30 protein-coding genes are annotated in these 25,039 nt (G+C 53.4%); 21 read left to right on the forward strand and 9 right to left on the reverse strand.

The genetic code is table 11. The features are described 5' to 3' along the window. The first annotated feature begins 2 nt into the window (after nucleotides 1–2). The 16 genes from HYS22_08370 to HYS22_08445 all read left to right on the forward strand — a co-directional run bounded on the left by HYS22_08370 (nucleotide 3) and on the right by HYS22_08445 (nucleotide 11,311). Complete coding sequence (locus tag HYS22_08370) at nucleotides 3–962, forward strand: hypothetical protein (GenBank protein MBI1910166.1); 960 nt, start codon at nucleotides 3–5, stop codon at nucleotides 960–962. A 43-nt stretch (nucleotides 963–1,005) separates the two neighbouring features. After that, a complete protein-coding gene (locus HYS22_08375) occupies nucleotides 1,006–1,485 on the forward strand; it encodes a hypothetical protein (GenBank protein MBI1910167.1) in 480 nt (159 codons plus the stop codon). Further along, a complete protein-coding gene (locus HYS22_08380; protein MBI1910168.1) occupies nucleotides 1,482–1,805 on the forward strand; it encodes a hypothetical protein in 324 nt (107 codons plus the stop codon). Before HYS22_08375 ends, HYS22_08380 begins: the two co-directional genes overlap by 4 nt. 186 nt (nucleotides 1,806–1,991) lie before the next feature. Further along, the gene (locus tag HYS22_08385; protein ID MBI1910169.1) at nucleotides 1,992–2,837 is read left to right on the forward strand and encodes a sigma-70 family RNA polymerase sigma factor; all 846 of its coding nucleotides are present in this window, start codon (nucleotides 1,992–1,994) and stop codon (nucleotides 2,835–2,837) included. After that, nucleotides 2,834–3,346, forward strand: a complete 513-nt coding sequence (locus HYS22_08390) for a hypothetical protein (GenBank protein MBI1910170.1) — start codon at nucleotides 2,834–2,836, stop codon at nucleotides 3,344–3,346. Before HYS22_08385 ends, HYS22_08390 begins: the two co-directional genes overlap by 4 nt. Nucleotides 3,347–3,378: 32 nt before the next feature. After that, the gene (locus tag HYS22_08395; protein MBI1910171.1) at nucleotides 3,379–4,413 is read left to right on the forward strand and encodes a hypothetical protein; all 1,035 of its coding nucleotides are present in this window, start codon (nucleotides 3,379–3,381) and stop codon (nucleotides 4,411–4,413) included. Beyond that, the gene (locus HYS22_08400) at nucleotides 4,410–5,084 is read left to right on the forward strand and encodes a hypothetical protein (GenBank protein MBI1910172.1); all 675 of its coding nucleotides are present in this window, start codon (nucleotides 4,410–4,412) and stop codon (nucleotides 5,082–5,084) included. The genes HYS22_08395 and HYS22_08400 overlap by 4 nt, the downstream gene beginning before the upstream one ends. An 8-nt stretch (nucleotides 5,085–5,092) precedes the next feature. Beyond that, nucleotides 5,093–6,433 (forward strand): flagellar protein export ATPase FliI, encoded by a 1,341-nt coding sequence (gene fliI, locus HYS22_08405; protein ID MBI1910173.1) that lies wholly within the window; start codon nucleotides 5,093–5,095, stop codon nucleotides 6,431–6,433. A 3-nt stretch (nucleotides 6,434–6,436) separates the two neighbouring features. Next, nucleotides 6,437–6,934 (forward strand): hypothetical protein, encoded by a 498-nt coding sequence (locus HYS22_08410; GenBank protein MBI1910174.1) that lies wholly within the window; start codon nucleotides 6,437–6,439, stop codon nucleotides 6,932–6,934. Next, nucleotides 6,931–7,788: a flagellar hook-length control protein FliK gene (locus HYS22_08415; protein MBI1910175.1), complete on the forward strand. Its 858-nt coding sequence runs from the start codon at nucleotides 6,931–6,933 to the stop codon at nucleotides 7,786–7,788. The genes HYS22_08410 and HYS22_08415 overlap by 4 nt, the downstream gene beginning before the upstream one ends. After that, the gene (locus HYS22_08420) at nucleotides 7,785–8,750 is read left to right on the forward strand and encodes a hypothetical protein (protein MBI1910176.1); all 966 of its coding nucleotides are present in this window, start codon (nucleotides 7,785–7,787) and stop codon (nucleotides 8,748–8,750) included. The genes HYS22_08415 and HYS22_08420 overlap by 4 nt, the downstream gene beginning before the upstream one ends. Next, complete coding sequence (locus HYS22_08425) at nucleotides 8,740–9,144, forward strand: FliM/FliN family flagellar motor switch protein (GenBank protein MBI1910177.1); 405 nt, start codon at nucleotides 8,740–8,742, stop codon at nucleotides 9,142–9,144. The genes HYS22_08420 and HYS22_08425 overlap by 11 nt, the downstream gene beginning before the upstream one ends. Further along, on the forward strand, nucleotides 9,144–9,458 hold the full coding sequence (locus tag HYS22_08430; GenBank protein MBI1910178.1) for a flagellar biosynthetic protein FliO: 315 nt from the start codon (nucleotides 9,144–9,146) through the stop codon (nucleotides 9,456–9,458). Before HYS22_08425 ends, HYS22_08430 begins: the two co-directional genes overlap by 1 nt. Continuing rightward, nucleotides 9,445–10,218, forward strand: a complete 774-nt coding sequence (sctR, locus tag HYS22_08435; GenBank protein MBI1910179.1) for a type III secretion system export apparatus subunit SctR — start codon at nucleotides 9,445–9,447, stop codon at nucleotides 10,216–10,218. Before HYS22_08430 ends, sctR begins: the two co-directional genes overlap by 14 nt. Beyond that, nucleotides 10,218–10,484, forward strand: a complete 267-nt coding sequence (fliQ, locus tag HYS22_08440) for a flagellar biosynthesis protein FliQ (protein ID MBI1910180.1) — start codon at nucleotides 10,218–10,220, stop codon at nucleotides 10,482–10,484. The genes sctR and fliQ overlap by 1 nt, the downstream gene beginning before the upstream one ends. Continuing rightward, entirely contained in the window at nucleotides 10,481–11,311 is an 831-nt protein-coding gene (locus HYS22_08445) for a flagellar biosynthetic protein FliR (protein ID MBI1910181.1), read from the forward strand. The genes fliQ and HYS22_08445 overlap by 4 nt, the downstream gene beginning before the upstream one ends. Here HYS22_08445 and HYS22_08450 read toward each other — a convergent pair. The 4 genes from HYS22_08450 to HYS22_08465 form a co-directional block, all read right to left on the reverse strand. Continuing rightward, nucleotides 11,300–11,980: a nucleotidyl transferase AbiEii/AbiGii toxin family protein gene (locus HYS22_08450; GenBank protein ID MBI1910182.1), complete on the reverse strand. Its 681-nt coding sequence runs from the start codon at nucleotides 11,978–11,980 to the stop codon at nucleotides 11,300–11,302. The genes HYS22_08445 and HYS22_08450 overlap by 12 nt on opposite strands. Beyond that, nucleotides 11,958–12,557, reverse strand: coding sequence for a hypothetical protein (locus HYS22_08455; protein ID MBI1910183.1), 600 nt, complete (start codon nucleotides 12,555–12,557; stop codon nucleotides 11,958–11,960). The genes HYS22_08450 and HYS22_08455 overlap by 23 nt, the downstream gene beginning before the upstream one ends. A gap of 173 nt (nucleotides 12,558–12,730) precedes the next feature. Next, nucleotides 12,731–12,997: a type II toxin-antitoxin system RelE/ParE family toxin gene (locus HYS22_08460; protein ID MBI1910184.1), complete on the reverse strand. Its 267-nt coding sequence runs from the start codon at nucleotides 12,995–12,997 to the stop codon at nucleotides 12,731–12,733. After that, nucleotides 12,981–13,208, reverse strand: a complete 228-nt coding sequence (locus HYS22_08465; protein ID MBI1910185.1) for a ribbon-helix-helix protein, CopG family — start codon at nucleotides 13,206–13,208, stop codon at nucleotides 12,981–12,983. Before HYS22_08465 ends, HYS22_08460 begins: the two co-directional genes overlap by 17 nt. Nucleotides 13,209–13,577: 369 nt before the next feature. On the opposite strand from HYS22_08465, the gene HYS22_08470 reads away from it, so the two are divergent. The 5 genes from HYS22_08470 (at nucleotide 13,578) to HYS22_08490 (ending at nucleotide 20,123) form a co-directional block, all read left to right on the forward strand. Next, a complete protein-coding gene (locus tag HYS22_08470; protein MBI1910186.1) occupies nucleotides 13,578–15,545 on the forward strand; it encodes a hypothetical protein in 1,968 nt (655 codons plus the stop codon). 201 nt (nucleotides 15,546–15,746) lie between these two features. Then, entirely contained in the window at nucleotides 15,747–17,975 is a 2,229-nt protein-coding gene (locus HYS22_08475; GenBank protein ID MBI1910187.1) for a hypothetical protein, read from the forward strand. Nucleotides 17,976–18,134: 159 nt separating this feature from the next. Continuing rightward, nucleotides 18,135–18,674 carry a tetratricopeptide repeat protein gene (locus HYS22_08480; GenBank protein MBI1910188.1) on the forward strand — a complete coding sequence of 180 codons (540 nt, stop codon included), beginning with the start codon at nucleotides 18,135–18,137 and terminating at the stop codon, nucleotides 18,672–18,674. Beyond that, complete coding sequence (locus HYS22_08485) at nucleotides 18,675–19,565, forward strand: hypothetical protein (protein ID MBI1910189.1); 891 nt, start codon at nucleotides 18,675–18,677, stop codon at nucleotides 19,563–19,565. It begins immediately after the preceding gene. Nucleotides 19,566–19,568: 3 nt separating this feature from the next. After that, a complete protein-coding gene (locus tag HYS22_08490) occupies nucleotides 19,569–20,123 on the forward strand; it encodes a tetratricopeptide repeat protein (protein ID MBI1910190.1) in 555 nt (184 codons plus the stop codon). On the opposite strand, the gene HYS22_08495 is transcribed toward HYS22_08490, so the two are convergent. From HYS22_08495 to HYS22_08515, 5 genes are all read right to left on the reverse strand, one after another. Next, complete coding sequence (locus tag HYS22_08495) at nucleotides 20,120–21,523, reverse strand: sigma 54-interacting transcriptional regulator (protein ID MBI1910191.1); 1,404 nt, start codon at nucleotides 21,521–21,523, stop codon at nucleotides 20,120–20,122. The two genes, HYS22_08490 and HYS22_08495, sit on opposite strands and share 4 nt — an antisense overlap. A gap of 1 nt (nucleotide 21,524) precedes the next feature. Continuing rightward, entirely contained in the window at nucleotides 21,525–23,861 is a 2,337-nt protein-coding gene (locus tag HYS22_08500; GenBank protein ID MBI1910192.1) for a serine/threonine protein kinase, read from the reverse strand. A gap of 116 nt (nucleotides 23,862–23,977) precedes the next feature. Continuing rightward, nucleotides 23,978–24,400: a hypothetical protein gene (locus HYS22_08505; protein MBI1910193.1), complete on the reverse strand. Its 423-nt coding sequence runs from the start codon at nucleotides 24,398–24,400 to the stop codon at nucleotides 23,978–23,980. A gap of 3 nt (nucleotides 24,401–24,403) precedes the next feature. Then, complete coding sequence (locus tag HYS22_08510) at nucleotides 24,404–24,655, reverse strand: zinc ribbon domain-containing protein (protein MBI1910194.1); 252 nt, start codon at nucleotides 24,653–24,655, stop codon at nucleotides 24,404–24,406. Between the two features lie 71 nt (nucleotides 24,656–24,726). Continuing rightward, nucleotides 24,727–25,038: a YggT family protein gene (locus tag HYS22_08515; GenBank protein ID MBI1910195.1), complete on the reverse strand. Its 312-nt coding sequence runs from the start codon at nucleotides 25,036–25,038 to the stop codon at nucleotides 24,727–24,729. Nucleotide 25,039 lies beyond the last annotated feature (1 nt).

The raw sequence follows: 25,039 nt of genomic DNA on the forward strand, positions 1-25,039 counted from the left end.
ATATGCAAAGGCTCCTTTTAGGATTTCTTGTTGTTTTCTTTCTGGCCGCTTGTGCCGATGCCGACCTGCACCATAATTTGATGGAAGTGGATGCCGACGAGATCCTGGTCATCCTTCAGCGGAATGGGATCCAGGCCAAGAAGGAAAAGGAGATCTCCGGGCAGGATGTCAGCTGGAAAATTGTGGTTCCCGCCAATACGATTGCCGAGGCGAGGAAACTTCTGGTTCAGAATAACCTCCCCAGACGCCGTGAGTTGGGCCTCTCCGGGGTTTACAAGGAAAAGGGGCTTGTTCCGACACCGGATGAGCAAAGGGCCCGGTTTTTGCTGGCCCTCAAGGGAGAAATCATCAATTCCCTCCGCAAGATTCCGGGCGTGGTCGATTCTGATGTCGTCTTGAATATCCCAACGGAAAATGAATTTTCACTGATGGAAGGGGAGAAGAAACGGCCGACCGCCTCGGTGATCGTCCGGACCTACCCCGGGGAGCAGGCCGGTATCCTGACGGAGGGAAAGGTCCAGCGTTTTGTTGCCAATTCAATCCCCAACATGGATCCCAACGATGTTGCCGTTATTGTGACCCAGGCCCCGATGGGGGCCGGGGAGTCGGCTGTTGCCGGTAGTCCGGTCCCTTCAGTCCCTGGGGCGGCCCCTGTCCGGAATGAAAAGGAGGGGGTGAATTACTCTTGGGCCCATATCGCCGGCCTTCGGATGGATGAAGCTTCAGCCGCCCGGTTCAAGATTTATGCCTTGATCAGCTTGTTTGCCCTGATGATTCTTTCGCTATCTCTGATTATCAATGTCGTCCGGGTCAACCGGCTGAAACAGAAGGCCCAGACGGCTACGGTGACCGCTGTTCCCTTGGAGGCCCCGAGGGGTGGGGCCCAGGGGTTCCTCCCTGGCGGCGGAGGGGGGGCGGCAAGGTCGGCGTCAACAAACCAACAGACGGCGAAACTGGGGTAGGGGTGTTGACCGATAATAGCATTGAAAGGATCTCGTTAATTTTATGAACCTCTCAGGGATTGATCCAAACCGGTTAAAATTTGAGTCCAAGGTCCATGATGCCTCTCCCCCTCCGCCGCGGAAAGGGTTTTTTGGGAGTCTGATCCGGGGTCTGGGGGCGATTGCGTCCCCTGTCGGTTTTGCCGCGGCCCCGTTTTTTCCACCGGCGGCGATTGCCGGTTTTGGGGGTGCCGGGCTGTACACCATGGGAAGTATGGCCCAGCAGAGACGTGTGGAGAAACAATATCTCCAAAATAACCCGCCACAGCCGATGGCTCCACAATTTCCCGGTTTTTCAGGCGGGGCCGCTCCGGCCTCCTATACGGGGGTCAGTTATCTGGCGCGGCCTGTTTCTACGGGGGGTGTGGTTGGATCCGGGGGACCGGCAGCGGGTGGTATTGATACGGAGGCGATGTCTGTCTTGAATTTAAAACAGGATACGATGAACGTCATGGCTCAACACCCGGAGGGGATGATCCGATGATCAAAACGGGAGGAAGTTTACCACCGCTTCGGATTATAGAAGGAGGGGCAGGGAATGTCTACGGTGAATCCTCCTCTTCCCCTGCGGTAATTCCCGATACCGGTGCCCAGAAGAGTGAGATTGTCAGGCTTGCCGGTCGAGGGCTTGGAGATCTGGTCCGGGGGATTCGTGATGATATGAGAGCGGCCGCCTCCTTTGAGATAGGCCCCCCCCCGGGCGTCGAAGAGAAAACCCCCCCGCTTTTGGCCCAACTGGCGAACCAGCTCGATGGGGTGGCCCACCAGATGGAAAACGGTGGTATCAACACGGTTAGTAGCTGAGGACTCAAGACCCCAAAAAACCGCCTCTATCCCCTAGTAAGAGACGCCTCCGTTTCTGATCGAATTAAAAATCAATTAATATCAATTAGTTATTCGCTAAGAGCTAACGATAAAACTGGCATAGATCCTGCAATAAGATCCTGTGAAGGGTGATTCACCCAAGGGTGATTCACCCGAGGGGGTAACATGACTTTAAAGGCCCAAGAAGAGGGTTCCCAAAAACCGGAGGCCAAAAAACCTCTGACGAAGAAAGAGCAGAAGGAGCTCGAAAAGCGAGACCGGTTGATCGAGCAATATCTCCCTTACGCCTCTTTTATTGCCGGTCGTGTCATCCAGACCCTTTCTTCCTCCGTCGATTTTGACGATGTCATGTGCAATGCCCGGCTTGGACTGCTGGAGGCGGCCAAACGGTTTGACCCGACCCTCAATATTGATTTTAAGACCTTTGCCTATTACCGGATCAAAGGGGCGATCTACGACGGTTTGCGAAAAACCGGTTGGATCCCCCGTTCTCTTTACGCAAAAATTAAATTTGAACAGGCCTCCAACGAATACCTGCAATACATGACGGAGAAAGCGACAGCGACAGGAAAGCCGATTCCCGAGGAAGAGGTCAGAGAGCTTTATGACACAGTCAATTCACTCGCCTCTATTTATGTCATCTCGCTCGATGCCTCTGAGGATATGGAGGTGGAGGATAAGAAGGCCCAGGACGTGGAACAGAGCGCCGAATTTCAGCAAGTTAAAAGACATATGAAGGAGGCGATTGAATCGCTTCCTGAGAAGGAACGCCGGCTGATCAAGATGTATTACTTTCAAAACAAGACCCTGAAAGAGGCGGGGGAAAAGATCGGGCTCTCCAAGTCATGGACCTCCCGCCTTCATGCCCGTGCCCTGGAACTGCTCTATAGAAAGATTAATCTGAAAGTGAGATCGGACAAAACGCCGGCCGATAAGTCGGTGCCAGAGCGATCCGCTCAAGAGCAATCCGCCCAGGGGCGGTCCGCCCAAGGGGGAGGGAGTGGTCAATGAGTGAAACCGGCAAGACAACCAGCGCGGCAACCCAGGGGTTAGACAAACTGGTCAACCAGATCCTGCCAAAGAATGCCGAGGGTCCGATCAGCGGGGCCACCGGTCCTTCAGGGAAGGATGTCCTCCTCTTTTCCCAAGTCCTGGAACAGAACCAGAAGATGAGTACCGAACTTGTCCAGAGTATGGGACTGGGTCAGGAAAATATGCCGACGATCAAGTCGGTTGAGGCAACCGAGGTCCAGCTCGACCCTTCCCAAATTCAGCCGGATCAGCAGATCCAGAGTAACGGGAAGGTTGGCGATATTTTGGCGGAGGTGAACCGGGGTCAGCTCCAGATGGAGGGGATCATGGAGATTGCGATGTCGGGACGCCGTTTCAGCCCTTCCGAACTCCTGGCGATGCAGGCCGGGGTCTATCAGATTGCCCAAGAAATGGAGTTGACGAGCAAGGTTTTTGAGCAGGTGAACACGGCTCATAAGACCCTCTGGAATACAAACTTCCAGGGGTGATTCACCCAAGGGTAATTTAAGGAGACTTAAAGATGTCGTTATCGGAAAAACAATTGATGCTGGCTTACGTGGCCTACCAGAAGGAAGGAGACAAGGCGCTGGAGCTTTTCCGCTTTGCCTCTCCTGAGACTGAAAAACTCCTGACACCGGAAGTCATAAAGTGGGTTCAGGCGGGTGAGGCGGTAACGGCTGAAGAGGTGGTCAAGAAGATGGCCGGGTTTAGGGCCAAAAGGAGGTTGTCGGTCTTGAGGGATATCCACCCCGGCTGGATCTTGGAGAAATTGAAAGGGGAGTCGCCTCGGATGCTTGGGGCCCTCTGCCGCTATCTCCCCAGTGACAAGGTGGCCTACCTCTTGGCCAATATCGATCCTGAGGTACGGAAATCTCTCCCCAAGATGGGGCAGGCGTTTCTTATCCCGGAAGAGTTATCAGAGCGATTGAAAGAAATTCTAGAATCCCGTTTTGTGGTGGTCCAGCCAGAGAAACAGAGCCGGTTTTCATTCCAGCACCTGGCCTCAGTTTCCAGTAGTGATCTTTACCGTCTCTTTTGGGATCTGGGGCAGGAAGAGTGCCGCAAGCTCTTTCAGGGGGCCTCCTCGAAGGTTTTGACCTTTCTTTTTTCCCGTCTCTCCGCCGACGATGCCCGTGAGCTAAAACGGAGGATGAAAGAGGGAGGGGTTGTCGATCCGGAGACGAGAAAGCAGGCCCAGATGGCGCTAATTGCCCTTCCGCTGGAGACAGCGGCCCCGGAAGATTTTTTCACGGAGATCGGTTTTTCCGTGGTAGCCAGGTCAGTGACCCGGCAGGAATTGGACTGGTCCGAGGCGTTGGTTCAGAAGATGCCTCCCCGACAAGGGTATCTTCTGAAGAGGATGATCCTGGAGGCATTCGGTGATACCTCATCTGGAGCGTCTGATGAGAAGAGAAAAGAACTCCAAGATCAGGTTATTTCACGATTTGCCCGGCTGGCGCAAAAAGCGAAGGTTGATCACTATTGGGTGAACCACCCTTGGAGAAATTCATCGGACTGGGAAGAGACGAGGATTCTTAAGGAGGACGCGGCATGACCAAAATTATCAAGGGGAACGATCTGGAAAAAGAATTAGGGCCGACCAAGGCGATCGATTGTGTCGGACCCTCCGGGGGAACCGGTTTGGATCGATTGGGATCGGTCCTCAAGAAGGGGGTTTTCGAGGCGGAGTCGCAGGCGGTCCGTCTCCTTGCCGAGGCCTCGGTCGAGGCCCACAAGGTTCAGGAGCGGGTTGGTCAGATCCTGGCCCAAGCTGAAAGGGACTATGAATCGGAGAAGAAGCGGGGATATGAAGAAGGGCATCAGGAAGGGTTGGCCCAAGTGACGGAGACCCTGGCCCGTGCCGAGGCTACGCATGAAAAATTGCTCTCGCAGTCTGAAGGGGAAATTGTTACACTGGTAAACGCCATTGTTGGTAAAATTCTTGGCAGGGAGGTGGCCAAGGGGGCTGTGGTGGGTGTGGTTCGCCAGGCGATTTCCCAGATTATCGGAGAGAAAATCGTTGTTCGTGTCAATCCTGAGGACCTCCGTTTCCTCAGGGCCAAGGAGGGTGAGTTGATGGGCCTCCTTGACAAGACACAGTCTCTTTCCTTCCGGGAAGATCCCCTGATTGCCGCTGGCGGTTGCGTCGTCGATTCCGAGACAGGAACGGTCGATGCCCAGCTACCGAACCAGATCGCCGCCATCAAAAAGGCCCTCGGCTTGTAAATCCGTATATGGGCGTCATTGATTTCGATAAATTTCACAAGGACCTTTCCAAAGTCTCTTCCTTTAAGGTCAAGGGGCGCGTGACCGAGCTCGTCGGGCTTGTGGCGCGTGCCGTTGTGCCGGGCGTCCGGATGGGGGAGCTTTGTTATATCGAGACTCGTGCTGACAAGGAGAATATCAAGGCGGAGGTGGTTGGTTTCAAGGGGAACGAGGTCCTTTTAATGCCGCTTGCTAATCTGGAAGGGATCGCTCCGGGAAGTGCCGTGATTCCGACCGGGAATTCTCTGACCGTCAAGGTCGGACCGCATCTCTTGGGCCGGATCCTGAACGGTCTCGGCGACCCTCTGGATGAAGATGTCAAAGGACCGTTGGGTGGAGCACCCTTGGGTGGAGCCTGTGAGACGGAATATCCGGTCTATCAGGAACCGCCGGATCCTTTAAAGAGGCGGAGGGTCACGGAACCGATTTCCGTCGGGATCAAGGCGATCGATGCGGTCTGCACCTGTGGGGAAGGGCAAAGGGTTGGTCTCTTTGCGGCGGCCGGTGTCGGGAAGAGTACCCTGATCGGCATGATTGCCAGAAATACCACGGCGGATATCAACGTGATCGGTCTCATCGGTGAACGGGGAAGAGAGGTCCGCGATTTTCTCGAAAACGACCTGGGGGCAGAGGGGCTTGCCCGTTCCGTAGTGATTGTTTCCACTTCCGATCAGCCGTCTCTGGTCCGTTCCAAGGCGGCGTATGTGGCCACGGCGGTCGCGGAATATTTTCGTGATCAGGGAAAAAGTGTTTTGTTGATGATGGATTCAGTGACCCGCTTTGCCAGGGCCTTGAGAGAAATAGGGCTCGCTGTCGGTGAGCCGCCGGCCCGTCAGGGGTTCACCCCTTCCGTTTTTTCAACACTGCCTCGTCTCCTGGAGCGATCCGGCAATTCCGATAAAGGTTCCATCACCGCCTTTTACACAATCCTGGTGGCGGGTGATGACATGAATGAACCGGTCGCCGATGAGACCCGTTCCATCCTGGACGGCCATATTGTGCTTTCCCGGGAACTGGCCAATCGGGCGCAATACCCGGCCATCGATGTTTCTGAATCGATCAGCCGTGTGATGAGCAGCATTGTCACCCCCGAACACCTGGAGGCCGCCAGAAAACTAAAGGAAGTGGTCGCCGCCTATGAAAAGGAGAGGGACCTGATCCTGATCGGGGCGTATGAATCGGGGAGCGATCCCAAGGTGGATTATGCGATCGAGAAGATCGAAGAGGTGAACAACTTCCTCAAACAGTTAGTGGATGAAAAGATTGGTTTTGAAGAGGCGGTGGGGCAGTTAAAGGGGATCTTCGGATAACCGATGCCCAAGGTCCGGTACAGGCTTCAGCCGCTTTTGGAGATCAAGTCACGGGCCAAAAAAAAGGCCGAGATCGCGCTGGCCAGGGCGATTGTCAAGCTGGAGGCAGAAAAGAAGAAACTGGAAAGGCTCAAAGAAGAGAAAAAGGAGATTGTTCGGAAGAGGAAAGAATATCGTGAGAAGCTCCATCAGAAGATTGCCTCCGGTGTCAGTGCCGTCAGGGATTCACAGGCCCACATCAATTACCTGAGGCGCCTGGAGGAAGAAGAGAAGGAAAAGGAAAAAGAGATTGAGGACCAGAAGGAAGTGATTGTGGGTGCGGAGACAGCCGTCAAACGGGCTCGAAGGGATTATGTGGATGCCGCCAAGGAACTCCGGATCATGGAGAAACACAAGGCCCTTTGGTGGAAGAAGGTGGAAAGGGCGATCAACGTGAAGGAAGAAAGGGAGATGGATGAATTGGGGAATCTGATCCATCAATTAAGACAGGAACAACTATGACCCGTATCAATGATTACCCGAAGGACAATCCGGCGGTTCGCGATCAAAAGAAGATCGATATCTCCAAGTCTCCCTCGAGGAGTAATGATCCGGCCCGGTCGGTCAAGACGCCGTTTGAGACCTTTCTGACCGAGTCGAAAAGCCGACTGTCGCCGGACCAGCATTCTTCGGACCCAAACCTGGACACCAAAAAGGGGGCGACCGAACAGGCGATCCGTGAAGCCTCGCGGGATCGTGAGGGGAAGGATCAGGAGAGAAAATTCAAGGAGCGGGACAGAGACCGATCCGCAAAGAGAGAGGAAAAGCCAAGCGAGATTACCGGTCAGAAGGCAAAGGTGGCTGAAAAGAAGGTTATTGCCCGTTCGGCCCTGACCGGCAAGACCCAGAGAGACACCACCGGCGGCGGCCGTGAATCGATGAGCCAGGGACAGAAAAAGGGAAGGAGCTTTGGCGAGATCATCAGCCGCAGTCTGGTCAAGAAACCGGAGGGGAAATTGTCTCCGGTTGGGCAAGGGCCGTCGTCTTTTAGCCTGAAGGCCTCTGGTGAGGTCAAGCCGACTCCTGGCACCAACCCGACACAGCTTTCCAAAGAGGTCCTGGACCAGATTGTGCAATATGTCCGGATCCTGACAAAGCCTGGCGGAGAGAAGGAGATGGAGGTCGCCTTGCACCAGAATATCTACCGCGGGCTCAAACTCAAGGTTTCTTCAGCGCAGGGAAAACTCCGGGCCACCTTCACCACCTCTTCTTCCGAGGTGAGACAGCTCTTCGAATCAAACCGGAAAGTTTTACAAGCGGCGTTGGCACAAAAAGGGATTGAAGTTGAAGGGATCGATGTTATAATGACCCCGTGAAAGTTTCCCCCTTTCCTTTTGAACGGTTGCCCAAGGTTTCACGCCAGGAAATTCAACTTTTCTCGACACTCTTTCGCTCGCTCGACAAGTTCGGTTTTGACGAAAATTGCAAAAGGGGGCTGGAGTCCCTTCTTTTGGGGCATCTGGGCCTGCCGGTTTCCCTCTCTCTCCGCAAGGCGGAAATCGCCCCCTTCGGGAAGGTGATGGATTCGGTCAACCCCCACGGTGTTTTTGTCCTCTTTACCCTTTCCCCGGCGCCGGGCCGTATCCTCTTGGAGATTGATCCCTCGCTCGCCTCGTCCTGCATTGACTGTCTCTTAGGGGGTAGCCACGAAAAAGCAGACCCTTCCCGGATCGGGGTCACTGATAAAAAACCGACCGAGATGGATCAGGGGGTCCTCTCCTACCTCTTTTTGAAAATACTCTCCTTTCTGGACCAGTATGGTCAGTCGATGGGGCTCCATTTTCGCCTCGATCGGTTTGAGACGGAAAAGACAGCCGTGGCCGCTCCAGGGCAAGATCCCAATCCTGTCGCCTCTTTCTTCTTCAGAATTAATTTCAACGATCAGAACCGTTTTGTCCGTCTGATCCTCCCTTCTTCCCTCATTCAAAAACTGGACAGTCAGGCCGGGGAGCCGATGACGGAAAAAGAGGCGGATTCCCTTCTGGAAAGGATGGACCGCTTGGGTTTTCTCAAGACCCAAATCTGGGCGGAGGCCGGAAAAACTTCCCTGGCCCTGTCGGATATTGAAAAATTGGAGGCGGGGGACGTGGTCCTCCTGGATGAAACGACTGTCCAGTTTGCGCCGGAAAGGGGGATTGCTGGCGATGTCATCATTCACGCCGGTCAAGGGTCTAAAAGGATTGGCATTTTCTCTCCAATCGTGGCAAGTAATAGGTCCGATCATCCGAGGAAGCTGATGGTCCGGCTGGAAAAGGTGGTGGAGACTTATGAAGGATAAAAAAGGGGACCCGGCAGACGATCCCTACTTGAACGAGTTGGAATCTTCGCTGGAAGAGATGGAAAAGGAGGAGATTGTAACCGACGACCCCACACAGGTCGATCTCCAAAAGGAACCAGTGCCGGTACCGGCAAAGGCTGGTTCACCCAAGGTGAAGAAAGTCCCCGAGGGCCTGCTATTAACGCAAGATGTCCCGGTCTCTTTGGTGGCTGTCCTTGGCAGAAAGACGGTAAACTTGAAAGAACTTTTGGGATTCAAGATGGGTCAGGTGGTTGAACTGGACAAGGGACCCGGCGATGCGGTGGATGTTGTCGTGAACGGAAAAGTCGTGGCCAAGGGGGAATTGGTGGATGTGGAAGGAAAGATCGGCATCCGCATCCTCAGGATGATCTAATGATGGAACCTACCACCCTACCGGCAGTTGCCGCCCCAATTAGTTTTGGATGGCTCTTTGTCAAGATGGTCGGTGTCTTGGGTCTTCTGGTTCTCTCCCTCCTTTTTATTGGGAAGTGGTTCCTGCCCCGGCTGGGCAAGGGGAGATTCTCCCTTCGGCAGGAGAAAGGCCGGATCTCTGTGATTGAGCGGTTTCCGTTGGAGCAGAGGAAGACTCTCTATTTACTGAAAGTGGCCCAGAAATACCTCCTCGTCGGGACAGGGGATCACTCGGTTCAGCTCTTGGGGGAGTTTGAAAAAAATGAGATGGAATAAAATTTGGTTGTTGACAGGGCTCTTCTTTCTTCGGGCCGATACCCTTTTGGCCCAGGCGGAGATCCCGCTGGATCAATCGATTACGCAACAGGCGGTTTCCCGGCCCCTTGTCCTCCTTCTGGTTCTCGTCGGTCTTTCCTTGATCCCCTTTGTGGTGATGATGACCACCTCATTTGTGAAGATTGCGGTGGTCCTGTCGCTGATTCGTAACGCCATGGGGACCCAGCAGATCCCTCCCAATCCGATCATCACCGGGCTGGCCATGATCCTGACCATCTACATCATGATCCCTGTCGGCCTGCAGGTCTACCAGGTGAGCGGGGATATTATCCAGAAAGGAACCAATCAGCCGATTCTTTCGCAGGCCTCGGTGAATGTCCTGCTCGAAGGGGTCAAGAAGGGGAAGGAGCCGGTGCGGGAATTTCTCCTGAAGAATGCCCATGAAAAGGAGAGGGCGCTCTTTTTCACGCTCTCCAAAAAGATGAGACCGGCTGAATTTCGGGAAGAGGTGGGGGACAAGGATTTTGTGGTGCTGATCCCCGCCTTTGTGATTTCCGAACTGACCGAGGCGTTCCAGATCGGATTTATTATCTTCCTGCCGTTCCTGATCATCGACATGGTGGTGACGAACATTCTGCTCTCGCTCGGGATGTTCCAGATCTCACCGATCACCGTCTCCCTGCCGTTCAAACTGCTCCTTTTTGTTCTCGTGGACGGCTGGCATCTGATCGCCAAAGGGTTGATCATGGGGTATATGTAATGGAATCTTACGCAATTGCGATCGCCAAACAGGCCCTCTACCTCACACTGATCCTTTCCGCACCGCCGGTCGTTGCGGCGATGGCGATCGGGCTGGTCATCAGCCTTGTCCAGGCGACGACCCAGGTGCATGAACAGACGCTGACCTTTGTCCCCAAACTGGTGGCGGTGATGATGACGATGGCGATCTTTGGCCCGTGGGCCCTGTTCCAGCTGGTTTCCTTTGCCAGCTCTCTCTTGGAATCGTTCCCGTTGTACGTGAAATGAACCAATTAACCCATCAATTAGGCATTAACGTCGACTGGCGTTTTATGATGACCTTTGCCGGCCTTATCATGACCCGTCTGGTCATGGTGACGCTGACCATCCCGTTTTTGACAGGCAAGCCGGCGCCGGCCCAGATCAAGATGGGGCTTGCGGTTGCCCTTCTGATTTTTCTCTACCCTTTTCTGGCCCCCGCCCATGCGGGGCATCTGCCGCAGGATCCGGTGACCCTTATGCTTCTTTTTGTCAAAGAGGCGTTCTACGGGATCCTGATCGGTTTTGCCGGCAGCATTGTCTTTCAGGGGTTTGAGGCGGCCGGGGCGGTCATTGACAACCAGCGCGGGGCGGCGCAGGCCCGTCTCCTGATTCCGCAACTGTCCGAGCAGACCTCTCTCTTCGGGCTTTTCAATATCCAGCTGGGGATTGTCATCTTTCTCTCCGTGGGGGGGCACATTCTTTTTTTCAGAACCCTGATGGAGAGTTACACCCTTCTGCCGATTCTGGAATTCCCCAAGGCCCAGCCTGATTTTCTGGCGATGGCGGATCAGATCATCCGGATGACCGGGCAGGTCCTGTTCATTGCGGCCGCTTTTTCGGCTCCGGTCATGCTCTGCGTTTTCATCACCGACCTGATCCTCGGGATCATGAACCGCGTGGCGCCGGCGATCAACGTCTGGGAGATGGGGTTTACGATCCGCGGCTATCTGGGGGTCCTGGTCCTCTTTCTTTGCATCACCCTCATTGCCGGCCAGATGGAGAAATACTCCCTCGGCATGGTGACGGATCTGGAGAAGGTGATTCGGTTTTTGGCGGTTTCTTCAAACGGGTAGGGAGGCCTGTATCTGCGACCGGAGGTAGGAGAAGCGACTGTCCAGAACCCGCTCTCTTTCTTCTTTTTCCAGTATCGCCCCTAACGTTGAACGAAAATCTTGTTCCGAAAACGAATCGAGAACCTTGGCCAGTTGTGTGATTTGGGTCTCCTTGAGGGTTTTAAAATTTCCGGCCTTTCGGAGGCTCAAAAATTCAAGATCATAGGCGTCCCGTATTTCACGGCGTTCCACGAGGGCCGACACCTTATTTTGCCACATTTGTTCGAGCGTTAAAATCCGTAGCCGGACCTGAAATGGCGAATGGTGGGAATGCGCGATCCCCAGTTCGGTTTTGCCGGACTGATCCGGGACCTTGCGGATTTCGATTTTGAGCCTTCGGGGGTAGGAGGGGGAACGGATTTCCCACAGGAAGGAGTAGTGTTTTTCCCATTGATCCGTAATGGTAGCCCCCATCTCCCGATAGGCTTGGCTGAGCTTGTCCACCCATGGCAAAAAGTCCCTGCGCTCTTTTTTGAGGTAGAAGTCAAAATCCATCGAGTAGCGCGGAAGATCAAAACAGAGGCGGAGCATGGTTCCTCCGCCGAAGATCAACTGATCGAGAACCTTGACCTTCCTCATCTGTTCCAAGGTGAGCATTTCGAACTCTTCATGACGTTCTTGGTCTCTCATAGACGGATCTCCATTTTTTGCAGTATTTTTGAAACCGTGACGGGTAGCGTTTCAGCCATTTTTCGATTTGGCCCCAACGGATTTTTCTGAGGTCCAGGGCATTTTTATCAACGGCATAACGTCCGAGAAAGACGAAATAAAGTGTATCCAGAAGCCCCTTTTCCGGTTCGGCCATGAAGAACCCTTTTTCTCTTTGGTAACCGAAAAAAAAATCCTTTTTGCAGAAAAAGTAGCGAAAGGTGACATCGTTGACGTCATACGACCGGCTCCGTACCGGATTGATCGAATCAACAAAAGAGGGGCCGATTTGTGTGGAAAGGTTGTGGTAGGAGAGGGCGCTTAGGAAGGAAATGGCGGAGGGGGTCTGGATGATGTTGGCCAGTCGGAAAAGTTCTTCCTCGCTGACCTGTTGCCATCGTCCCGGAAGGAGATAGAGATTGCGGCGGAGACTTAACAGTTCCCCAGCCTTTTTCTTCCGGCTGGCCCAAACCCGTGCCGAAGGGGTGGGGAGGTTCAGTAAACTGGAGAACTCCTCCAGCGTATAAAAAAGACGCTTCTCTCCCCATAATCGGGCCATAATATCCATATACAGAAGATTATCATTTTTGATAATTATCTGTCTATAGTAAAATAGACCATTTTTGAGCCTGTCGAGGCCTTCCCAAAAATCCTCTTCTCTCGCTTGGTATTCTCTACGAATAAATTTACAATATAATTCAATAGCTTTAACGTGTACCGGGCACCGGTGGTTTAGACAATCCCCTCATAGACATCTTTTCGGTGTCGAACGCGCAGGACAAGAATGATCAGGGTTGTTTTTTCGATGTTGTAGATGATTCTCCAGTCGCGGATACGGTATTTCCACAGGCCTTTGTATCTTCCTTTAAGAGGTCGTCCCCGAAAAGGGTCTTTGGCGATCTCCTCCTGGATCAGCCTGATCGCCTCTTGTGCGACTTCTCGCGGGAGTTTTTTCAGATCTTTTTCAACGCTGGGGACGTATTTAATCAGGTAGGTCAAGTCTTGCCTTCAATTCCGATTCAGAGATCGGTTTTTCCTTTGGATCATGGAACCTCTTGTACGCTTCCCGCATATCCGATAATTCCTCAAAGTAGGCCCGGATGGCATTGGCGATGAGGGAAGACCTTTTTCTTTCTGTTTCCTGACAGAGCTCGTCGAGCTCGGCAAGGAGTTTTTCATCCAAGGTCATGGAGATGGTTTTAGACGACATTATAACTATTATTTACATTATAAGTAATGTTAAGTCAAGAAGCCTTTTTTGTCATTCTCATCCAACAGGTTCCACGCGTACCTGGTACGAATTTCCCGGGTACAAATTTCGGGGCCACGGTAAGAAGGACATGGTGAGCCAAGTCGAACCATACTTAATTCCCCTCCTTACCAAGGAGGGGGTGAGGGGGAGGTCTGGGTAAGGAGAGGGAAATAGGAGAGCTATCAGTAGATTAAATTGTAGTATAATAAATGATAATTAGTATATAATTATGTATCTATAGCATATCAATAAATATTTAATCAGGGGCAACTTGACCCCCCTCTGGGACGATAATTTTAGTGAGGAGAAGGGTGTAAGTTTATGGCAATGAAAACTATCAAAGTTGTTTATGAAGCCCCTGACGGCACGTCCGCTGAAATGGATGGGGGAATTGACTTTGATGATCAAGGAAATCTTGGGATTGATACCCTTGATGAGGCTCGTCAGGTTTACGCCGGGATGATCGGCTTTCTCGATAATTACGACACAGACCCAGCTATACCTGGCATTCAACCTATTCCAGATCCGCGAAGCCGCGATATTTTAAGTAAAGTGAATCTATTTCTGGATGGTAGTCCTATTGCTACCGGATGGGAACTCAAAGAAACTTTCGATCGTGTCAGTGCCGCAGAGAAAGCACGTGCCAAAGCTTCTACCGGTGGGGCTCGTGCTTCAGGGAGGGGAACACCTTCTTCAGGAATAGAATCTGAGATCTATGATGTGAGTTCTGGTAGTTATGAAAAGGTCGAAGGAATTGCTGGTCTCAAGGGACTCAAATTTGATGACAAGGAAGATTTATCAAAGAAAGAGGCGGATGATGCGCTTCGTCAGCTCAATGAGGCGGCTGACAAGCTCGCTTCGAAGTATCCGGATAAAAAACGAAACGAAATACTCCGTAACCTGATTGTTACGAGTGATAAAAATCCTAGACATCAGTACAGGGGTCCAAAGATTGTGGAAATAGCGACCGGCAAACCATTAGATCCCACCGTAGCTGTTAAAACAGCCGCCGGAAAGGATCTCAGCAAGAAGGATGTGGCAATCAACACCGATTCAACCCTCACACCAGCAGAAGCAGTGGCGCTCAATGATGGAGTTATTAAAGACGCCTTGGTAAAGGCCAGAGAAAAAGTTGGCGGTGTAGCAACTTTTCCAGAATTTGATGGCATGGAGGATGAGGATATTCTCGAACAAATTGTTGTGGTGGTGAGCGATACTTATCGCCCTTCCGCTTATGAGGTTCGTCAGGAGGCCGGGTTGATTCCCAAGACCCCGCGTCTTTCAGCTGTTTATCAAATGGATGGGGGAAGTACGCCGCCGATCGTTAAAGACCACGTGGATGTTAATTTGGACAGTACCCTGACAGAACCGGAAGCTGTTTCTCTCTATAACAAACTAATTCTTCCTGCGATGACTCAGTTAAGGACTCGGCCTGGGTCAGGTGTCTCTGATATCAAGGATGATGATCTTTTAAAGAAGATTTGGGTCACTGTAGGGGCAACGCATTACAATGGTTTTGACATCCGTAAAACGGCAGGCCTAGCCCCATCGGAAACAACGGATGCTACTGGATCGGGCAGTGGAACAGGCACTTCCGGTTCTACCGACCCCCTCCTTGGCCGGGAGCCGGATTTTGGCGGATTCAGGCCGTATGACGGGATCGGGGCAGGGGGAAGTTATTATGGCGACGAGCCGATCCGCGGTTACGGGGATGGTTACCGTGGTTTTATGCAGAATGGGACCTATGACGTCGCCCTCGGTACGGAACTGGTCAACTCGGTCACCAACCTGATGGGGTCCGTCGGTTATTTTGCCTCCTTCTTTGGGTTCAATCTCTTTGGGGGGGGGTACCTCTACGGGTTTGGCGACGCGTTGGACCTGAATGCCGACCGGGTCAGCCGCCGGGCGATCGCCATGCTGATAGCCCTTTTAAACCAGATGGCCAGAGATTCTGGGGACGAGACTACCGTGGATCGGATGCTGGCGATCAATAACCGCGGTCATGCGGCGACGATGATCGCCGGCGAAAAGGCGCTCAACCGTGGACGTGCCGCCGCCCAGGACAAGTCGCGGGCAGTCGCCCGGGCGATGGGGAGGATCGATCTTTCCAAACAGGAAAACCAGGCCCGGTACCGGGAGCTGGAATCGGTCCAGACGCTCCTGAATGGCAACCTCCAGGCCTTGGCCAGTGCCGTGAATCTTTATCAGGGTGAAGTCAGGGATGCCCGCGAGGACCAGCGACAGCTCGCTGACCGTCGCGCCCGACGGGCCTCGTATTACATGTTTACCTCATAATTTTGGGTTTATGGGGTCTAGTCACCCCAGACGACAAAATTCCCTTCCTACCGCAACTTGACCTTCCTAGAGGCCCGATAATTATGGTAGAATGAGTTCTATTCAGGGACAAGAACGAACCTATTAGAGGAGAACACTTTTATGGCCGATCCAATTCCCCCTTCTTTACCACCTGTTCCGCCACCTGCTCCAGGGGAGCCAGTGGCACCGGCGGCTGATGCGACGGCCACTCCGGCGGTGACTCCTGATAGTACCGTATCGACGGGGGTAGCGGCAGATGCCGGGCCAGACTATGCCGGTGGGCCGATCGATCCGAATGCCAAACCGGGATATGTTCCTCCCCCCCCTCCGCCTCCGGTGGAGGTCAAAGTTGCCCCTGTGGCAACCGTCCCACCGCCATCTTCTCTCAGGACGTTGCCGGCAGAGGCACCGGTGGATAATCGTTCCACTCAGCTGGCGGCGACCGACTCAAGAACAGCGGCTCAACTGGCGACAATCAAAAATTTGGATAGTACCGCCAAGAGTAACACGGCGCAAATTCTGGCCCTGCATGAAATGAGCCGAGACCAAGCCAAGGCGGCACAGGCCAAGGCGGATGTTCGTCTTTATAACGCAGATGATTTGGGTCTTGCCAAAAACAGTCTCTCTGCCAAACAAGGGATCCGATTTGCCGCCGACAAGACGATGACCCCGGAGCAAGCCAAGGTGCTCGCCAAAAATTATGAAACCAATCTCGCCCAGATGTCGGCCAAGGGGCAGGCGATCCAGAAGGGGGAGATTGTTTACTTTAGGAGCCAGCCAAACGGCGAGAATGCCAATGACCATGCCGCGATGCTGACCGGTCCGGATGGCAAGAAGGTGCTCGTTTTCTTCCCGAATGGGCAAAAGCTCTTGGGGACAAAAAATGGCCTGGATCTGATGAATCATGAAGTCGGTCACGAGGGGTGGAAGCACCTGACCGAAGACCAGCAAAAGGCGTTTGCGCAGAAATTCGGTTGGAAGTTGAACCAGAAGACAGGAGAATTTACAGGGGACAAGAGTTCCTTTGGGTTTGAAGAAGGGCGCGGTGTTGATGAAGGATTCGCCGAGGCTCAAGAATCTTTGTCGAAGAAGGATGGAAGACTCACACCGGAAGAGACCCAGTTTCTAACAGGTCTCAATGCCGCGATGAGCGATACCCGCATCCAGGAGCCGGAGCAGTGGGAGGCGGGGTTTGAGGGGTTGAGTAGAGAAGATGAAGCTGCACTAAAGGTTATGGAGTCTCCCGATAAAGGAAGGAGTGGTGCGGCGTTGGTGATCAAGAGGGCTGAGACGCTCGAGACGGAGGCGAGAAAGGGGCTTGATTATTATAGCCGATTGACTGGCCATCCTGATGGCGCCCCGGTTGAGGATATCAAAGCGAGTCTCAAGGAAGGGGAAAAGCGGCTTGGCGGCGGTTTTTGGCGGGATGATGATGGGGGTGAGATTGCCGTTGATGAAGCGCGGCTCAGCAAAATGGAGCGAACCGATTCAAATTACCCAAAGCTCGCTGGTGAAATTAAAGACAAGAAGGTCCTCTTGGCGGAATATCAAGAGGGACTCAAATATATTGACCAGTATGAAGATGCTGTTGAGGCCGCCAGTGATGCCATTAGCGATCCTACGGATAAGGATTCTATTGAAGAATTGTCTCGTCATGAAAAGGCGATCAAGCCGCTCTCTGAAGGGCGTGGTTCTGAAACCGAAAAGATAGTGGAAGGGGGCGGTGGAGGCGGTGGTGGCATGGGGGTTTCCTCCGGCGGCGGCGGTGGGTACGGCGGGATGTATGGTGAGCCGGTCCGGGGTTACGGAGACGGCTACCGTGGCTTTGCGCAGAATGCCAGCTATGATGTCAACCTTGCCAACGATGCCTTGACCGGGGTCAACAGTGCCATCGAATCGGTAGGGGGGCTGATGTATACCGCCTCCGGTGGATCGATGGATATTTTCAGCAGTTCCTACGGCGGGAGCTACAGCCTGGGGATCATGTCCGGGATGGGGGAGACCCGGGCCCAGCAGAGAAAGATCGACAAGATGATCCAGCAACTCCTGCAGGCGATCGCCTCGGGGAATAGCGATGCGATCGGTTGGTTGCTCATCCTGGTTGCGGCCCAGTCCAAAAAGACGATGCTGGTGGCGGCCTACACGATCGGCAAACACCTCGTGGCGTACGAAAAACAACAGCGGGCCATCAACCATAAAATCGCCGGCCTGAACCCGAAGGGGGAACATTACCAGTCGAACCTCACCAATCTGAATAGCGATATGCAGATGATCGCCTCCAACCGGCAGATGATCGTCAACTCCCTCCGGGAGATTACCTCCACCAACGAGGAACTGGAAAATATCGCCAAGTCTTACCTCGACGTCAGGGGACCGCACATCCGTGGGCTCTCGCGGTGGACGGCGTAATCCAAGATTGTGGAACCAGTTGAAATCCATTGTGTTTCCGATTCAGTCGTGGTACCTTCCAATAAGGGTAGGACCTACCCGAAGACTATGGCCCATAAGAAGGAACCGGTTCAAAAATCTAAACCTCCCCTCCCTCGACGGGAGGGGATAAAGGGGAGGGTGGCCGAGGAGGGTCCGCTAGCTCCAGTTTTTGTCAAAAAAATCCAAAAGGCACTTGAATCACTCCCCCCGGAGCAGGTTAAAAAGATCAAAAAGCAGGTCGGTCCGTTTTTGACAGGAGAGATGAAGTGGGTCGATCTTTTTACGCTTCCCCCCGAAAAACTCCACGAGATCGCGGAGGAGGGGTATCACCAGTTCCAGAACGCCCGTTATGACAAGGCCGAGATTATCTACAAGGGGCTGGCGATCCTCGACCCGGATAATTATTACTATCATTCCATGCTGGGGGCGATCTACCAGCGTCAGGAAAAATGGCCGGAGGCGGTGTTGGAGTATTCGATCGCCGTCGATGTCAAGCCGGATGATACCGTTTCCTATACGAATCGGGGAGAGGTCTATTTTAAATTGGGATTGTATGACGAAGCCCGTATTGACCTGAAAAAGGCGGCGGGCCGCGATCCCAAACAGGAGGATGCCTGGGGAAACCGGGCGCGAATGCTTTTGAAACAGATGGAGACCATCGAGAAGGTGAAAAAATAAATGGCCCTTGAACTCAATCCGATGCGCACCGAATCCAGGAAAATCTCGCCGCCGGCGGATGTTGATATTTCACTCTCCGGAAGGACACTGGAAAAACTCGGCCTGCCGGAGGAGATCATCAAGGACAAGGCTTTGATCGCCTCCTTCCTTTCGGCGCAGTCGGCCCGTCTCACTGAGATGGAGCAGAAGCCGGAGCTCAAGACGCTGTCTGGGGAAATCCCGCCGCCGGAGCTTGAGGACCCCAGGAGCCTTTCGGTTACCAAGAGTGGTTCACCCAAGATCCCACCGGAGGATCGGAAGAGCCTCCAGGACTGGTCCGCTTCTTTGGATATCTCTTCCCCCTCGAGTGATCTTGCGGGTCAGGTGGAGGAGCTCCTCAGAAACAACCCTCAGGCGGGGGGAACGTCCGGGGAGGATAAATTCAAGGCTGGGGATTTCGCAACGAGCGATATCGTCCTTTCCGGCCAGTTGCAACAGGAATGGTCCAAGAAGGAAAATGATTGGAAGATGTTCATCTCTTCGCTAGTGGCCCGAAAGGCGGACCCGATCAGCATCCTGCTGGCGATTGCCTCCATGATGACCGATAAATACGGGATGGGGATCCGTCAGGTGGTGAATGTCTATACCACCAATGAACAAAAGAGGAGAGCCCTGGCGGACCAGTTCACGCGGGAGATGGGGCGCGGCGGGACCGGTGGTGATCTATCCCGAATGACGATGTTTCAAAACCGGCAACAAACGATGATGGTGGACACCCAGATGATCAACCAGAAATTGCAGACCCTGACCCAGGATCGGGATCGTTTTCAGAACATCACCAAGGAGATGATGCAGTCGATGCATCAGACCCGGTTGCATATCTCTGGAAGAATGCCCGGTGGTGCGGGGTAATGAATGACTGACACCGTTCTTGACCCCAACCCGGGCCGACGCCGTTTTCTCGCCGAGACCCTTCTGAAGTTTATCAACAATAAACTCTCGATTGCCGATCTGGACGGAATCCCCCCTAAAAAAATGCAACAGGTGGCCGAGCTGGGGTATGTCAAGCTGAAGCATGGCCGACTCAAGGAGGCGAGGGAGATCTTTGAAATGCTCTCGGAACTGGACCACCTGAACGCCTATTACCGGACAGCCCTCGGTTCTATCTTCCAGAAACAGGGGCAGTATGTCGATGCGATCGTGGAGTACTCCCAGGCCCTTTTCCTCAGGCCCAAGGACCTTCCGTCACTGGTCAATCGCGGCGAGATCCTCCTCCGGACCGAAAACTTCAAGAAGGCGGCGGAGGATTTCCGGAGCGCCATCCTGATGGACAACAAAGGGACTAACCTTTGGGCCAACCGGGCCCGGTCGCTCGTGATCGCCCTGAAGAGGAATCTCGACCTCAAAAAGGCGGCCTTGGTGCCGAAACAGGTCCCGCCGTCGCGGTCCGCCACTCGTAGGCCTCGCTAATCCTCCGTCGCATCCAAAATCCCGTACTTCTTCAGGAGGTTCCGGATATGCTTTCGGTCGATCCCGGCCTCGCGGGCGGTCTTGGAGATGTTGTAGTTGTTTCTCCGGAGCAGGGCGGCCAAGTAGTCCTTTTCGAACCCCTCCACCACCTTTTGCTTGGCCTCCTTGAAAGGAAGCCCCATGTCGACCGTCATCCGCTCGGTCGCTTCATCCTCCCGCTCCAGTTCCTGGAAGATAAAGGCCAGGTGTTTGGCCGCAATACTGCTCGCCTCAACGAGCGGGACCGCCCGTTCCAGCACATTCATCAGTTCCCGGACGTTTCCGGGCCACTGGTAACGGGTGAGCATCTTCAAGGCCTCGTCCTCCACGCGGGTGACTTTTAATTTCCCGTCCGGAAGGATGTTGAATTTTCCGGTCTTCAGGAATTTTTCAACCAGGACCGGGATGTCATCAGGCCTTTCGCGCAAGGGGGGGAGGGAGATCTTGACGACGGAAAGGCGGTAGTAGAGGTCTTCCCGAAAGTTGCTATCGGCGATCTCTTTTTTGAGATTCCGATTAGTGGCGCAGATCACCCGTACATCAATGGAGGCGGTTTCGTTGGAGCCGACCTTTTTGACCTCTCTTTGCTCCAATGCCCGGAGGAGTTTAGGTTGGAGATCCATCGAGAGCTCGCCGATTTCATCCAGAAAGATGGTCCCTCCGTTCGCCTCCTCAAAGGCCCCCTTGCGGGTGGCGACGGCGCCGGTAAACGAGCCCTTCACATGCCCGAACAACTCTGACTCGATCAGATTTTCTGCCACGGCACTGCAATCAAAAACCACGAAGGACTTGTTTTTCCGGGTGCTCTGCTCATGGATCGCCCTGGCGACGACCTCTTTCCCGGTTCCCGTTTCCCCTTCAATGATGACGGTTGTATTGGTGGGTGCAATTTTTTCAAGGATGCCGAAGATCTGCCGCATCTTGCGGGACTGGCCGGTCAGTTCCCCGAACGCCTCCTTCTTGGACGGCTCCATCTGGATCTTTTCATCAAAGGCGACAAACTCTATTTTTGTGTTCCCGATCCGGATAATATCGCCGGGGGAAAGATACGCCTCCTTGACCCGGATATCATTGATAGTCGTGCCGTTGGTGCTTTCCAGATCGCGGAGGAGAAAACGGTCGTCGGCCTGCAGGATCTCGAAGTGATTGCGGGAAACTGTCTTGTCATCGATGACAAGGTCGTTGTCCTCCTTCTTGCCGATCTTGACCGGTTTGTTGAGGTCGATCTTTTTATCCTTACCTGGGCCGCCGATGACTTCAAGGCGGCACTTGCGGAGAGAGATCAGCTCCTTGTTTTCATCAATCGCCAGGAGCTGTGTGTCGGTTTCAATGGGTGATCCACCCGACGGCTTGTTCGCCATATTATTCCCTTTCTAGAGTGACATTATACTTCTTGCCGGGGTCATCCTTCAGGTCAAAGGTTGATTCCCAGCCCCGATAGCCGCCCAACTGGAGACGGACTGAATGAGGCCGGTCCCTCGGGACCTTTTTAATGGTGACAGGGGTTTTAGGTCCGATCTGTTCCCCGTCGAAAATAACATTGGCTCGAGGGGGGTCGGAACTAATGCTGACCTCTCCGTACATAGACCCCAACTGGATGGTGCCAAGGCTTTTTGACTCACCCGATTCCAGACGGATCTGCGTGTTGTACTTCATCAACCCCTCCTTGGAAACGGTCAGCTTGACACTGCCGGGGGTAATATCACTCACCTTCAGAGGGGTATTTCCCTTAAATTCGCCATTGACATAGACTTCAGCACCGGAGGGTTCCGACTTCAGATTGAGGCTCGCATATTTAAACGGCCCACTTGGTTTTTCTTCTGCCGCCGGGGGTGGCGGTTCCACTTTCTTTTCCTGAACGACAGGAGGTGGTGGCGGGGGAGGTTTTAATTCCTTTTTGATCGTGGCCTGTGGAGGAGCTTGAGGTTTGGGTGAATCACCCTTGGGTGTTGCAGGAACAGGCGGGATCGGTGTGGGGGTTGCCGGTTTCGGAAGCGGGATCAGGGCCGCCTCCAGTCTGACAGGATCAAACCCCTTGATCTCTACCGGGCTGTTCCATTCGGAAAATTGGTCTTTCACCAGCTTCAGGGTGTATGGCTTGTTCAGTTCCAGGTTTTCGACACGGGCCGGTGTTTCACGCCCGAGCTCCTGACCGTTCAGCAGGATTTTAGCCCCAGAGGGGTTAGAGACAATTTCCACAACCCCCAACGGGAGTGGTTGTAACTTTCCCTCCACGAGGATCGGCTGTTCGGAGTTGACGGTTACCTGTTTTTCCATATCGCGGTACTTCTCCCGGGTGACCTTGATGTGGTAGTTCTCCCCGACATAGAGATTCTTGAGTATTGCCGGGGTGACAAGATTGGTCGGGTTGTTATTGAGAAAAACCAGGGCTCCCGGTGGATCGGTCACGATCTGCAATGTTCCCAGTCCTGTTTCCGCGGGTGGTGTTGTTCGGGTGGCCGGGGCTTGTTGGGTCACCGGTTCTCCGGTTTTCGGTTTGACGCCAGTCTTTTTGAACAAAACGACGCCGCCGATCGCCAAGCCGATCGCTACAAAGAGAGAAATCCCGATGGGGACAATCTTTGACTTCTTCCTTGTCAGGGAGGGGCTTGTGGCCGCCGTTCCTGCCTCTTTCAGGATCGCCCCCTGAGTCGACTCGATTTCCGGTTCGGAATCCTCTCTTTTGACGACGATTTCCTCCTTGGCCGCCTCGCGGATGATGACTGACCGGGTCTTCTCATCCAAGGCGGCGGGGGACTGGTCCCGCTTCCGTTCCTTCAGTTCCTGGGCAAAATATTTCTGCACGAGGGAGGCGAGGTGGCGGGGGGAGAAATCGGTATGGGAGGAGTAGAGGTATTTGGTCAGGTCCAACTGAAAATCGCCGGCGGTCTGGTAGCGGTCCTTCGCCTGATAGGCAAGCGCCTTGACCAGGATCCCCTTGAGCGGTCCGGGGATCGAGTCCGGCAACGCCGTTGTATTGACCCGGGTGGAGCGGATCTTGCGCAAGACCTCAAACTGGGTTTCTCCCTGATAAAGTTTTTCTCCGGTCAGGAGTTCATAGAGGACGACCCCTGCTGAGAAGATGTCGGTTCGGTTGTCGATCGGTTTCCCCAAGGCCTGTTCCGGAGACATGTAGGCAATTTTACCTTTGAGGATCCCGGCCATCGTGTGGGAGACGTTCAAGGCCGCCTTGGCGATTCCGAAATCGACGATCTTGACCTCCCCTTCATAGGAGATCAGGATATTCTGCGGGCTGATATCCCTGTGCACGATGTTGAGAGGCGAACCGTCATTGTTGGTTTTACGGTGGGCGTAATCAAGCCCCTTGCACATTTCACTGACAATATAGACCGCAAGATCCTCGGCGATCCCTTCACCGGCTTTGGAGGTGCGGATCATCATCTCCCTCATGTTGGTGCCATTGATATATTCCATGGAGATGAAGTAGTCGTCGCCGACCTTTCCCAGGTCATAGACCTGCACAATGTTGGCATGGGAGAGAAGGACGGTCAGTTTGGCCTCATCCACCAGCATGTTGATGAACTCCTTGTCGGCGGCGCAATGGGGCAAAATCCTCTTGATGGCGAGCAGTTTTTCAAAACCGTCGACACCATAGGTCTTGGCCTTATAAATCTCGGCCATGCCGCCGACGGCCAGTTTTTCCAGGAGGACGTATCGTCCGAATGGCTTCGGTTCCATAATAGTTAGGGGGAGATGCTACTCTCCCCCTAAAACCCCCATCTGTTAAATAAAGATTGCATCATTCGCTCCGTTTGGCCGGACGGAATGAATCCGATCCGGCCAATACTCGCTCACTAGTTAATGAGCCTTATCAGCAGAGTCAGACTAACAACGACTCCGCAAATTCCCAGCAGGTAAGTCGCAATCATCCCCCAACGGGGTCGATGTTCCAGATCAATCACCCCTAACGCCACTAGCGGGGCATGTTTGAGGCGCCAGGTCCATGACTTGTCTTCTTCTTCCTCAGGGGTATGATTCATCCCGGCCCGGATCATCTCCTTACTGGTGAGGAGGGGGTTCGCGGACCGAACATTGGCCGGTTTGGCAATAACCTTTTCCCAGGGGCGATTCGCCCAAGATTGTTTTTGGCCGAACGCATCCTTCTTTTTTTGATCCTCTTCTTCCCCCTGATGTTGCCGTTTTCCTTCATCACCGCTCTTGTCAGTTTCCAGGACGCGATAAAGGGGGGAATCGGGACGCTCGACACGATCAACCATGGTTTACCCCTTCTTGGCCTCTTTTTTAACTTCCGTTTTTTCAGGTTCCTTTTTCTTTTCCACTTTCTTTTCTACGGGCGTTGCGTACCCATCCTTGTACCAACCAGACCCTTTCAGACTGAAAGAGGTTTGAGAAATGAGCCGTTCCAGCCTCCCCCCACAACGACCACACTTTTGCACCGGTTTATCACTAATTTTGTGAGATATTTCAAATGTTTGAGAACACTGCGCACATTTATATTCATAGACTGGCACGGACTTTCCTCCCCACCCATGCTGGGACTTTAGTCACCATTTTAACGGCTGTTCCGATATAAATCAATGGTTTATTTGCCCAAAAACCGGGTTCCGGCCTCGAAAAGCAGGCCGACCACCGTTGTCTGGATGAAGATCAGGATGAATATAACGATCATCGGGGTGAAATCGATCCCGGTCCGAAATAACGCCGTCGGCAAGAATCTTCTGACCCAACCAAAGAGAGGGGCCGTGGCTGAATAGAGAAAACGGACAATCGGGTTATAAGGGTCCGGTTTGACCCAGGAGATGATGACGGCGGCGGCGATGATAAAGGTGTAGATCTCCAGAATCAGACTTAAAATTTTGGCGAAGGTTAGGATGAGGTAACCGGCAAAATGCATC

The organism is Deltaproteobacteria bacterium (genome assembly GCA_016177765.1).
Classification (GTDB): Bacteria; UBA10199; UBA10199; order JACPAL01; family JACOUP01; genus JACOUP01.

What these genes read in the sequence shown, in the direction of transcription:
- sctR (MBI1910179.1), top strand. Translation starts at nt 9,445, where the DNA reads ATGAGATGGAATAAAATTTGGTTGTTGACAGGGCTCTTCTTTCTTCGG.
- HYS22_08390 (MBI1910170.1), top strand. Translation starts at nt 2,834, where the DNA reads ATGAGTGAAACCGGCAAGACAACCAGCGCGGCAACCCAGGGGTTAGAC.
- HYS22_08425 (MBI1910177.1), top strand. Translation starts at nt 8,740, where the DNA reads ATGAAGGATAAAAAAGGGGACCCGGCAGACGATCCCTACTTGAACGAG.
- HYS22_08375 (MBI1910167.1), top strand. Translation starts at nt 1,006, where the DNA reads ATGAACCTCTCAGGGATTGATCCAAACCGGTTAAAATTTGAGTCCAAG.
- HYS22_08470 (MBI1910186.1), top strand. Translation starts at nt 13,578, where the DNA reads ATGAAAACTATCAAAGTTGTTTATGAAGCCCCTGACGGCACGTCCGCT.
- HYS22_08455 (MBI1910183.1), bottom strand. Translation starts at nt 12,557, where the DNA reads ATGGCCCGATTATGGGGAGAGAAGCGTCTTTTTTATACGCTGGAGGAG.
- HYS22_08410 (MBI1910174.1), top strand. Translation starts at nt 6,437, where the DNA reads ATGCCCAAGGTCCGGTACAGGCTTCAGCCGCTTTTGGAGATCAAGTCA.
- HYS22_08465 (MBI1910185.1), bottom strand. Translation starts at nt 13,208, where the DNA reads ATGTCGTCTAAAACCATCTCCATGACCTTGGATGAAAAACTCCTTGCC.
- fliQ (MBI1910180.1), top strand. Translation starts at nt 10,218, where the DNA reads ATGGAATCTTACGCAATTGCGATCGCCAAACAGGCCCTCTACCTCACA.
- HYS22_08400 (MBI1910172.1), top strand. Translation starts at nt 4,410, where the DNA reads ATGACCAAAATTATCAAGGGGAACGATCTGGAAAAAGAATTAGGGCCG.
- HYS22_08445 (MBI1910181.1), top strand. Translation starts at nt 10,481, where the DNA reads ATGAACCAATTAACCCATCAATTAGGCATTAACGTCGACTGGCGTTTT.
- fliI (MBI1910173.1), top strand. Translation starts at nt 5,093, where the DNA reads ATGGGCGTCATTGATTTCGATAAATTTCACAAGGACCTTTCCAAAGTC.
- HYS22_08490 (MBI1910190.1), top strand. Translation starts at nt 19,569, where the DNA reads ATGACTGACACCGTTCTTGACCCCAACCCGGGCCGACGCCGTTTTCTC.
- HYS22_08395 (MBI1910171.1), top strand. Translation starts at nt 3,379, where the DNA reads ATGTCGTTATCGGAAAAACAATTGATGCTGGCTTACGTGGCCTACCAG.
- HYS22_08380 (MBI1910168.1), top strand. Translation starts at nt 1,482, where the DNA reads ATGATCAAAACGGGAGGAAGTTTACCACCGCTTCGGATTATAGAAGGA.
- HYS22_08385 (MBI1910169.1), top strand. Translation starts at nt 1,992, where the DNA reads ATGACTTTAAAGGCCCAAGAAGAGGGTTCCCAAAAACCGGAGGCCAAA.
- HYS22_08430 (MBI1910178.1), top strand. Translation starts at nt 9,144, where the DNA reads ATGATGGAACCTACCACCCTACCGGCAGTTGCCGCCCCAATTAGTTTT.
- HYS22_08370 (MBI1910166.1), top strand. Translation starts at nt 3, where the DNA reads ATGCAAAGGCTCCTTTTAGGATTTCTTGTTGTTTTCTTTCTGGCCGCT.
- HYS22_08450 (MBI1910182.1), bottom strand. Translation starts at nt 11,980, where the DNA reads ATGAGAGACCAAGAACGTCATGAAGAGTTCGAAATGCTCACCTTGGAA.
- HYS22_08415 (MBI1910175.1), top strand. Translation starts at nt 6,931, where the DNA reads ATGACCCGTATCAATGATTACCCGAAGGACAATCCGGCGGTTCGCGAT.
- HYS22_08500 (MBI1910192.1), bottom strand. Translation starts at nt 23,861, where the DNA reads ATGGAACCGAAGCCATTCGGACGATACGTCCTCCTGGAAAAACTGGCC.
- HYS22_08515 (MBI1910195.1), bottom strand. Translation starts at nt 25,038, where the DNA reads ATGCATTTTGCCGGTTACCTCATCCTAACCTTCGCCAAAATTTTAAGT.
- HYS22_08485 (MBI1910189.1), top strand. Translation starts at nt 18,675, where the DNA reads ATGGCCCTTGAACTCAATCCGATGCGCACCGAATCCAGGAAAATCTCG.
- HYS22_08495 (MBI1910191.1), bottom strand. Translation starts at nt 21,523, where the DNA reads ATGGCGAACAAGCCGTCGGGTGGATCACCCATTGAAACCGACACACAG.
- HYS22_08505 (MBI1910193.1), bottom strand. Translation starts at nt 24,400, where the DNA reads ATGGTTGATCGTGTCGAGCGTCCCGATTCCCCCCTTTATCGCGTCCTG.